This window comes from Armatimonas sp. (assembly GCF_043760365.1).
Classification (GTDB): Bacteria; Armatimonadota; Armatimonadia; order Armatimonadales; family Armatimonadaceae; genus Armatimonas.
This window is the reverse complement of record NZ_JAYUPA010000837.1, coordinates 1-8,995: the sequence shown is the minus strand read 5'-3', so window position 1 is coordinate 8,995 and position 8,995 is coordinate 1. Positions and strand designations below refer to the sequence as shown.

Sequence of the window (8,995 nt, the reverse complement as noted above, 5' to 3'; positions counted from 1 at the left end):
GTTTCTGGGGAGTTAATCTGTGCTTTGGGGCAAACTATCTGGATAAACCCGATGCGGATAAGCTTGCTGAACGGCTGGGACGCTTGGGCTATAACAGTGTTCGTATCCACCACTACGATGGAGAAGCTGTCAATGCCGCGTCTTTAGACAAGCTCGACTACTTGATCGCGGCACTCAAGAAGCGTGGTCTCTACATCAAGACCGATCTGTTTGTCTCGCGCCCGGTGCCCGACACTCTCTCACTGGGAGATTTCAAGGCGGCAGTTCTTGTTTCCGATGCCGCCTTTGGTAACTGGAAGGACTTTGCCCGGACGCTGCTCACGCATGTTAATCCCTACACTCAGCTTGCCTGGAAAGATGAACCCGCGCTAGGCTGGCTCTGCGTGGTCAATGAACCCAATCTGACCAACGGGCTTGCGACTTTCAAGCCCGAGTTGCTTGCCCTACTGGATAAAGAGTGGCAGGTGTGGCGCAAGAGCCGCAATCTGCCGACAGCGCCTCTGCCTCGCACCGTTGGCAACGATCGCGCCGGGCGGGAAGTGGGAGCCTTTCTCGCAATGCTCCATGAGCGCGGTTTTGTGAAGATGAAAGCCGCGATTCGTGAGCTAGGCTGCAAGGCGCTTCTGACAGATCTCAATGGCTGGTCCGAAAGCCCGGCGTTTATGGCGGCGCGTACCGATCTCGATTTTGTGGACACCCACTTTTACTGGGACCATCCGAACTTTCTGGAAGAGGACTGGAAGCTGCCGTCGTCAGGAGCCCAAGACGGCGCTTCCGCCTTGAGTAGCGGAGGAACCGGCCCAGGTGGGGTTGCGATGACCCGGCTCTTTGGCAAGCCCTTTACTGTCAGTGAGTTCAACTACACAGCCCCAAACAGAACACGCGCGGAGGGTGGTCTCTTGATGGGTGCAGCGGCAGCGCTTCAGGACTGGGATGCTGTCTGGCAGTTTGCCTACGCCCACACCGTTGAGTCCGCAGTGGCCCCCGGAGCCCTGAGCTACTTTGATCTCGCCAACGATCCGGCCGGCCTGATGAGTAGCCGGGCGGGATCGCTCTTGTTCCTGCGCGGGGATGTGCGCTCGGCTCCCAATGCCGTTTCACGGCACCTGCGCCGTGATGAACTTCTCACTAAACCAGAGCTTGCGGTCTCCGCAGGGTTTGGAGAGCTAGCGCTCGTCACCCGTGTTGGCACTTGGGTAGAAGAGGCCAGCGGCCCGCTGGCTCCCCCGCGCCCTACCGAGCTTCGCTTGACCAAAGGTGACTCCAAAGATGCTCTGGCACAGCTCTTCCAGTCCAATCGTCTCTCCGCGACAAACCGCACTAACTTCGAGACCCAGGAACGCCAGGCAGAGACCGGGGAGCTTGCGGTCAACGGCCAGTTCGGCTCGCTGCGCATCACGACGCCGAAGCTTTTAGGGGGTATCTGCCCGGAAGGGGACTCGATCCAGTGCGGCCCGCTACGCATTGGCGCGGAGGTCGCGGAGGCCACGGTCTATGTGGCGTCCCTTGATGGAAAGCCGGTCTCCGAGAGTGCCCGGCTTCTAGTGGCCCACATTACTGATGTCCAGAACACGGGAATTCGCTATGGTGCTCCCGATCTTAAAATTCTGGAGGCCTGGGGCACACTTCCCCACCTGGTAAAACGTGGTGCCGTCAATGTGACTCTCACGCGCAAGCTTCCGGGCAAAGTGGAAGCCTGGCGCCTCGACACCAGTGGGAAACGTGTCGCACCTCTGGCGGCCAAGCTAGCGGGCACCGAGCTGAGCCTTCCGCTAAGCACTCTCGGACCAGACGGTAAAGCGACGATATACTATGAGGTAGCGATTAAGTAGAGGGAGACTCGAATGCCCCTGGTAACGATTGAAGAACGTCTGACGGAAGTGGAGAAGAAACTAGCCAGCCTTCTGGGGCAGACAGTTAGAGAACCCGAACATAAAATAATGCCCTGGTGGGAAAGTATATCCGGTACCTTTGCCAACAGCCCGGACTACGATGAGGCGATGCGTCTAGGAAAAGCCTATCGAGAATCTCTACGACATGTGGAACAAGAAGAAAGCCCGCCAGGTAAGTGACGTGTATCTTCTCGACACGGATCATATGACGCTTCTGGAACGTGGAGGAGCTGCAAGTGAGGCCATTAAAGCCAAGTTACGTTAAGTTCCACAAGATGATATTGCAACAACAATCATTAGCTATGAGGAACAAACACGGGGCTGGCTTGCCCGGATTGCCAGCCTTTCAGATGCCTCACTACAGGCAGTTCATTACCTCCAATTAAAGCGGCAGTTACAAAACTACTGCCGTGTGGCTGTGGTAGACTTCGACCAACAAGCGGTTCAAGAATTTATGACTCTACGCCAGGCAAAGCTGCGTCTGGGGACTATGGATTTAAAGATTGCAGCTATTGCGCTTGCGCATAGAGCAACACTACTAACGAGAAATAGCTCAGACTTCGGCAAGGTTCCAAACCTCACGATCGAAGACTGGAGCATCTGAGAGGTTTTTGCATGGGGCTTTTGGACGGTAAAAAAGGGATTCTCTACGGGGTGCGTAACTCCTGGTCTGCGGGCTGGGGCTGTGCTCAGTCGCTGGCACGCGAGGGTGCGCAGTTTGTCATGACGTACTACGGAGAGCGCGAGGAAAACGATGTCAAGAAGCTGGCGGCCAAGCTTCCTGAGGGCAGTGTCCCCTTAATCGAGCCCTGTAATCTGTTGGATCCAGAACAGATCGCGGCGCTCCACGAGAAAGTCGCGGCGACTTTCGGGACGCTGGACTTTGTGGTGCACTCGGTTGCGTTTGCCAAGGGGCTGGATGGCCGCATGATTGATGTGAGTGGCCCGGACTTTGATATCTCGCTCCAGTCGTCTACCTACACACTCATTGCCGCCGCCAAAGCCGCCGAGCCGCTCATGACCAAGGGAGGAAGCATCGTAACACTCACGTATATTGGTGGTGTTCGGGTCGTGCCCAACTACAACACGGCGGGAATCGCCAAGGCCGCGCTGGAGTCTACGGTGCGCTACCTGGCCCACGATCTGGGGGCGCAAAATATCCGCGTGAATGCCATCTCCGCAGGCCCGATGAAAACTCTCTCGGCGATGGGAATCAAGGGCTTCCGCGATATTCTCAAGAGCATTGCCAGTGCCGCGCCGCTCCACCACAATACCGAGATCACCGAAGTGGGCGACACCTGCGCCTTCTTCGTCTCCGACTGGTCGCGTGGCACCACGGGCGATGTGCTCTATGTGGACTCCGGCTACCACATTTTAGGGATTCCAGACTATGGCAACAACTCCGAGGGCTAGTTTCCTCGCACTTGCGCTCCTGCTTGCCGGTTGTGGCGGCGGGGGTGGCGGCAGCGATCCGGGGGCAAGTTCCGTGGTGGCGGCGCGGGCGACTCTGGCGGTGGACTCCGTGCCCGAGGTGCTGGTGCAGTGGGCGGCACCGTTGGATATCGCCGCCCAGCGCATTGTGGAGTACCAGGTGTTTCGCAACAACGACCGGATCGGGGCCGTGGACAAAGACGGACGCAGCTTCCGAGACACCACGGCGACTGGGATATTCGCCTTCCAGGAGGCGAGTGGCACGACTTTAACGCCGCTCACGGGAAACCACTCCCCTGTTCGGACCGGCGGAACCGTTCGCTATCAGGTGCGCGTGCTCTTCCAGCGCATCGAGCCCAGCGGGGCGACTTCCTACGCGGAGACGAGTCTCAACACACCCGGCGTTGCCACGACGCCGCTGGTTCGTCCGAGCATCGCCAGTGTCACGCCACAATCGGTGGAGGCCCTGGTGCGCTTCCCCAAGCTTGATGGTGCGGATCAGTACCAAGTAGAGACCTCTGTTTTTTCGGACTTTCGCAGCAAAACCGTCCGTGGCCCTGTACTCGTCACGCGGGGCGAGGGACTCATCACCATCCCCTGGCCCGCGGACAGTGCGCCTGCCAGCACGGTCTATGCACGCGTCGGGGCCCGTGCCACCGGTGATGCGAGCCCACCTCTCACCACAGATGCCAACGGTGACGATTACCTCTACTCGGTCGCGCAAACGGTTGTGCGACCGTAATCACGACGCGGTATACTCTGGACAGGAAAGTCGCTATGCCTAGCTCACCAGATGAGACAGATAAAACACAACTAGAGGAAGTCCCTCAGCACCATCCTTTAGACGACATAATAGGAATTTTCAAGGATGAACCGCTCTGGGATGAGCTTATGGAGGAAATTCGAAAGAGCCGAGAGCGCGCTTCGCGAGTCTCCTCCCAACCAAGAACACGTCAGTCACCGGGGCGAGTTCCTGCGAAACCGTGATCCTTCTTGATACAGATACAGTCTCTCTCCTTCTGAGAACTCCAGAGAACTATCCCAATCTTGTGCGGCGAATTCGTAAGACTCCTGGAGACGACATTTACATCAGTGCCATTACCGTCGGAGAAATCATGGAAGGGGCATTGGCGTTAGTGCGTAAACTTCAACCTAAAGATCAAGAATCTGTAGGATATACATTGCTGGTAGAGTATTTTCAGTCGCTTAAAAAATTCGCAATTCTTCCCTATGACTCGAATGCAGAGACGCGCTTCCAGGAATTTCCGGACTTTTCTGAGATACCCGGACTTAAATTTGAGGACTGGACCGAGTAGACTCTGTGGCTTCATCTTCGTCCCTCACTCGTCTCTTTGGTAAAAATGGCCCACTCTCCAAACGCCTGCCTGGCTTTGCGCCCCGCGCTGAGCAGACGGCGCTGGCGGAGGCGATTGCCCTGGGGCTGACGGAGAGCCGTCCGTGTCTGGCTGAGGCGGGGACGGGTGTGGGCAAGAGTTTAGCCTACCTCGTGCCACTGCTGCGCTGGCTGGAAAAGACCGACGGGCGCGCCGTGATCTCCACCCACACGCTCGCGCTCCAGAGCCAGCTCATCGAGCGTGACATTCCCGCCGTGCTCGCCGCACTGGAATCCCCAATCGAGGCAGCGGTGCTCAAGGGCCGACAGAACTTTCTATGTTTTCAAGAACTGGAGATTGCATCGGGCGAGCTCTGGACGTTTGGCGATCCGACCTTCAAGAACATCCAGCGCTGGTCTAATGAGACAGACACCGGCGACGTGGCGGAACTGGATTTTTCCTACACAGGCTGGAGCGAGATCGCCGCGCACCCGGACACCTGCCGCCACCGGGAGTGCCGCCACTACGACAAGTGCTTTTACTACAAGGCCCGCAAAAACGCCGAGCAGTGTCGGCTCATCGTCGTCAACCATGCGCTTTTCTTCGCGGATCTACGCCTGCGCCGCCAGGCCCCCGACGGCCCGACGCTGCTTCCCACCTACGATGCCGTGGTCTTTGATGAGGCGCACCACGTAGACGATGTGGCGACCCGTGCTTTCGGGCTGGAGTGGGGCTCGCGCCGCGTACCGATCTTGCTGTCGCGCTGCAAGCGGCTCTCTCAGCTCAAGCCACAGCACCTTGCCGCCATTGACGCGATTCATCAGCGCCTTTTAGACCCGTATCTTGCGGCTCACAACTACGAAGGGTTTATGCACGAGGTGGACGCGCCACAGTTTCGCGAGCTGCGCGACGCCGTGACGGTCTCCTTGGACGCTCTTGCCAAAGACCTGATCAATATCGCGGAGACGACCACCAAGCCGCAGGAAAAAGAGAAGGCTGTCGGGCTGGCAAAGACGGCCACCCGCCTCTCGACGGAGCTTTCCGCGTTTCACACCGAGCCGCAAGATGACTCGTACTTTCTCTGGTACCACAACCGCCAGATGCGCGGCGGGGGAATGCTCACCACGCTCGTGCGCACTCCCTACGACATCGCTCCCACCCTGCAAGATGCGCTCTACTCACGTATCGAGCGGGTGAGTTTCGTCTCCGCCACGCTGGCCACCGGCGGCGGCTTCGAGAGCACAGCCAAGCGCCTGGGGTTAACCTCTCCCAAGGAGGAGGACGAAGACGACTTCCTTTCCTCTGATCCCCCCCCGCCCAGAGGGTACCCGGCGGGGGCATGGGGGGAAGTTCGGGCGATTCAGGTCATTCAGGGCTCGCCGTTTGACTACGAGAAAAACAGCCTGCTCTATGTTCCACGTCATCTCGGGCCACCGGCGAGCAGCGAGGAGTACGCGGAGCGGATGCTCTTTGAGGTGCAGACACTCGTGGGTCTCGCCAAAGGCCGAACCTTTGTGCTATTTACCTCGCACCGGATGTTATCTCTCGCCAAGGAGCGCCTGAAAGCGAGCTTCGACTACCCGATTTTCGCCCAGGGCGAGGCGCCCAATGCCCGGCTGGTGGAGAGCTTCACCAAAGCGGGTAACGGCGTTTTACTGGGTACCAGCAGCTTCTGGGAGGGCGTGGATGTGCCAGGCGACGCGCTCTCGCTGGTGATTTTAGACAAGCTCCCCTTCCCCACACCGGACTCACCGCCGCTGCGAGCACGAGAAGCGCGTATTAAGGCGTCGGGCGGCGATGCCTTCGCCGAGTTCAGTATGCCCACCACAGAGCTGCGCCTCAAACAAGGGGTGGGGCGCTTGCTGCGCACCACCACGGATCGCGGTGTCGTGGCCATTTTAGATGCCCGTCTCTGGAGCAAGTCCTACGGCAAAAAGCTCTTCGACGCGCTCCCCCCCTGCCCCCGAACCGATCAAATTGCCCAAGTGGAGCACTTCTTCGCAGCGTCGCCGGGTTGACATATCACACAAGCGGGTATACATTGTAGCTACTATGGTAAAAACGCGACTGGTGAAGATCGGGAATTCCCAGGGAATTCGAATTCCCAAACTGCTACTAGAGCAAACACAGCTTACCGATGAAGTGGAGCTGGAAGTGGAAGAGGGGAAGCTCATCGTCCGCTCCGTACGTCCCGCTCGCCAGGGCTGGGACGCGCAGTTTCGCGTCATGACGGAAGCCAGAGATGACACGCTTCTGGATGGTGAAGCGCTCACTCTTACTCGCTGGGAGACCGAAGAATGGAGTTGGTAGTCCGGCGCTTCGAGGTCTGGTTGGTCAACCTCGACCCGACCGTCGGCAGTGAGATTCAGAAAACCCGCCCCTGCCTGATCGTCTCCCCCGACGAGATGAACCGCAATATCGCCACCGTGATCATCGCCCCGATGACCACACGCGGCAAGAGCTACCCCACGCGCATCCCCTGCGAGTTCCAGGAAAAGTCCGGCCAAGTTGTTCTGGATCAGCTTCGCACCGTGGACAAAACCCGCCTCGTCAAGCATCTTGGCTCCGTTAGCGACGACGAACAACGCGCCGTCCTGCAAGCCCTGGTGGAGCTGTTTGCTGAGTAACCCACCATGAACAAGCCCATCATTGTTGGACTCGGGGAGGTGCTCTGGGACTTGCTGCCCCGTGGGAAGTTTCTCGGAGGTGCGCCCGCAAATTTTGCGTTCCATGCCAGCCAGCTCGGCGCGGAGAGTATCGTCGCCAGCGCCATTGGGCGCGACGACGACGGACGAGCGATTCAGGCGCAGCTCGCGGGGCTGGGGCTGGATACCCGCTACTTGCAGTGGAGTGATGCGCCCACTGGCACGGTCACTGCCACGCTAGATGCCGATGGCAAGGCGACCTACACTATTCATGAGGACACGGCTTGGGATGATTTTCGCGCCCACTCGGAGTGGGATGCGCTTGCAAAGCACACCGATGCGGTCTGTTTCGGGAGCCTGGCCCAACGCTCCCCGGAGTCCCGTGCAATCCTGCGCCGCTTCGTGCACATGACCCCCTCACACTGTCTGCGCCTCTTTGATATCAACCTGCGCCAGCACTACTTTGGACACGCGACAATCCACTTTTCTCTTCAGCTTGCCCACGTCTTCAAACTCAACGATGAAGAGCTGCCCGTGGTGGCCACTCTTCTGGCGCTTCCTGGCGACGAAGCAGAAACCATCACGGCGCTCTGGGAGCGCTACCCAACACTTCAGCTCGTCGCGCTCACGCGCGGCTCGTATGGGAGTACCCTCTTTACGCGGTTTCGTCGCTCAGATCACACCGGCTATCCGCTGGCTGCGGGTGTGGTTCCCGACACGGTCGGGGCGGGCGATGCGTTCACGGCGGCACTTGCCGTGGGGCTCCTGCGCTTTGAGAACCTCGACACGATCCACGAGAAAGCCAGCCGGATTGCGACCTTTGTCTGCTCCCAACCCGGCGCGACTCCCGCACATCCTGCTACGGAATCAGCCCTCGCACAAAGACATCCATGACATTGTTCGTGTCGCTCGTGACTAGTAGATTACTTGCGTAGGAAGCGAACATCACCGTCTTGCCGTCTGCGCTGATGGAGACTCCGCACGTGCTCAGCCCACCGCTGGAGCCATTGGCTGGCCCCGCCTTGCCCGTGATCGCATCGATTCCCTTGGACACCATGTAGGTTCTACCGGTGCTGATATCGCGCAGGAAGACATCCTCAAGGCCGTTGGTATCGGTGAACCCATTATTTGCTTTAATGACCAAGTTGTTTGCCAGAGACTGAAACGCGACCCGCATTCCGTTGGCGCTGATGCTAATGCCCCAGCCCTCGCTGTTGCCGCTGGCACCGGTGCCTTGGTTGCCCGAGGAGTCCACCGAGACCCGGATCGTGGTGTTGGTGAGCGTGTCGCGTACAAACACGTCGTCAAGATTGTTGCTATCGAAGTTGACGAAGTTATTGCGCGAGGCAAATGCCACGTAGCGACCATTCGCGCTCAGGGCCGAGCTGGAGCTGGTGCTCATGCCCTGGAGCCCACTCGTGGACTTGGAGACGAGTGTCGTGCTGGTTAGTGCCAGGTTACGGACAAAGACATCCCGAACAATACCATTGGTGTCACTTGCCACCAGATTCGAGGCGATCGAGGAGAAGCCCACGACATTGCCATCGGCGCTTATGGTGACCTGTACCAAACCACTCTCGCCATTGCCGTAGCCCCCGGTGGAGCTCACCGAAACCAGCGTGGTCGTTGCGGGCGCTCCCGGCGTCATATTCCGCACAAAAACCTGTGAGCCCACCGTCGGCGGGCTGCCCAC

At 58.8% G+C, this 8,995-nt stretch carries 10 protein-coding genes and 1 pseudogene; 10 read left to right on the top strand and 1 reads right to left on the bottom strand.

Annotated elements, in window-relative coordinates; all coding sequences use genetic code 11:
* The 10 genes from ACH2EH_RS20705 to ACH2EH_RS20660 form a co-directional block, all read left to right on the top strand.
* A partial coding sequence (locus ACH2EH_RS20705; RefSeq protein WP_395144689.1) for a hypothetical protein occupies positions 1-1,832 on the top strand: 1,832 nt, incomplete at its 5' end.
* A 12-nt stretch (positions 1,833-1,844) separates the two neighbouring features.
* A complete protein-coding gene (locus ACH2EH_RS20700) occupies positions 1,845-2,072 on the top strand; it encodes a hypothetical protein (protein WP_395144687.1) in 228 nt (75 codons plus the stop codon).
* A gap of 100 nt (positions 2,073-2,172) precedes the next feature.
* Entirely contained in the window at positions 2,173-2,496 is a 324-nt protein-coding gene (locus ACH2EH_RS20695) for a type II toxin-antitoxin system VapC family toxin (RefSeq protein WP_395144690.1), read from the top strand.
* Between the two features lie 11 nt (positions 2,497-2,507).
* The gene (locus tag ACH2EH_RS20690; protein WP_395144685.1) at positions 2,508-3,305 is read left to right on the top strand and encodes an enoyl-ACP reductase; all 798 of its coding nucleotides are present in this window, start codon (positions 2,508-2,510) and stop codon (positions 3,303-3,305) included.
* A complete protein-coding gene (locus ACH2EH_RS20685) occupies positions 3,283-4,065 on the top strand; it encodes a hypothetical protein (RefSeq protein WP_395144684.1) in 783 nt (260 codons plus the stop codon). Before ACH2EH_RS20690 ends, ACH2EH_RS20685 begins: the two co-directional genes overlap by 23 nt.
* Before the next feature lie 241 nt (positions 4,066-4,306).
* Complete coding sequence (locus tag ACH2EH_RS20680; protein WP_395144682.1) at positions 4,307-4,639, top strand: type II toxin-antitoxin system VapC family toxin; 333 nt, start codon at positions 4,307-4,309, stop codon at positions 4,637-4,639.
* 5 nt (positions 4,640-4,644) lie between these two features.
* Positions 4,645-6,675: an ATP-dependent DNA helicase gene (locus ACH2EH_RS20675; RefSeq protein ID WP_395144680.1), complete on the top strand. Its 2,031-nt coding sequence runs from the start codon at positions 4,645-4,647 to the stop codon at positions 6,673-6,675.
* Positions 6,676-6,709: 34 nt separating this feature from the next.
* Positions 6,710-6,967 carry an AbrB/MazE/SpoVT family DNA-binding domain-containing protein gene (locus tag ACH2EH_RS20670; protein WP_395144679.1) on the top strand — a complete coding sequence of 86 codons (258 nt, stop codon included), beginning with the start codon at positions 6,710-6,712 and terminating at the stop codon, positions 6,965-6,967.
* Positions 6,955-7,284 carry a type II toxin-antitoxin system PemK/MazF family toxin gene (locus ACH2EH_RS20665; protein ID WP_395144677.1) on the top strand — a complete coding sequence of 110 codons (330 nt, stop codon included), beginning with the start codon at positions 6,955-6,957 and terminating at the stop codon, positions 7,282-7,284. Before ACH2EH_RS20670 ends, ACH2EH_RS20665 begins: the two co-directional genes overlap by 13 nt.
* 6 nt (positions 7,285-7,290) lie before the next feature.
* Entirely contained in the window at positions 7,291-8,196 is a 906-nt protein-coding gene (locus ACH2EH_RS20660; RefSeq protein WP_395144675.1) for a carbohydrate kinase, read from the top strand.
* Here the strand turns inward: ACH2EH_RS20660 and ACH2EH_RS20655 are convergent.
* Positions 8,162-8,995, bottom strand: a pseudogene (locus ACH2EH_RS20655) (hypothetical protein); the annotation flags it as partial. The gene ACH2EH_RS20660 and the pseudogene ACH2EH_RS20655 sit on opposite strands and share 35 nt — an antisense overlap.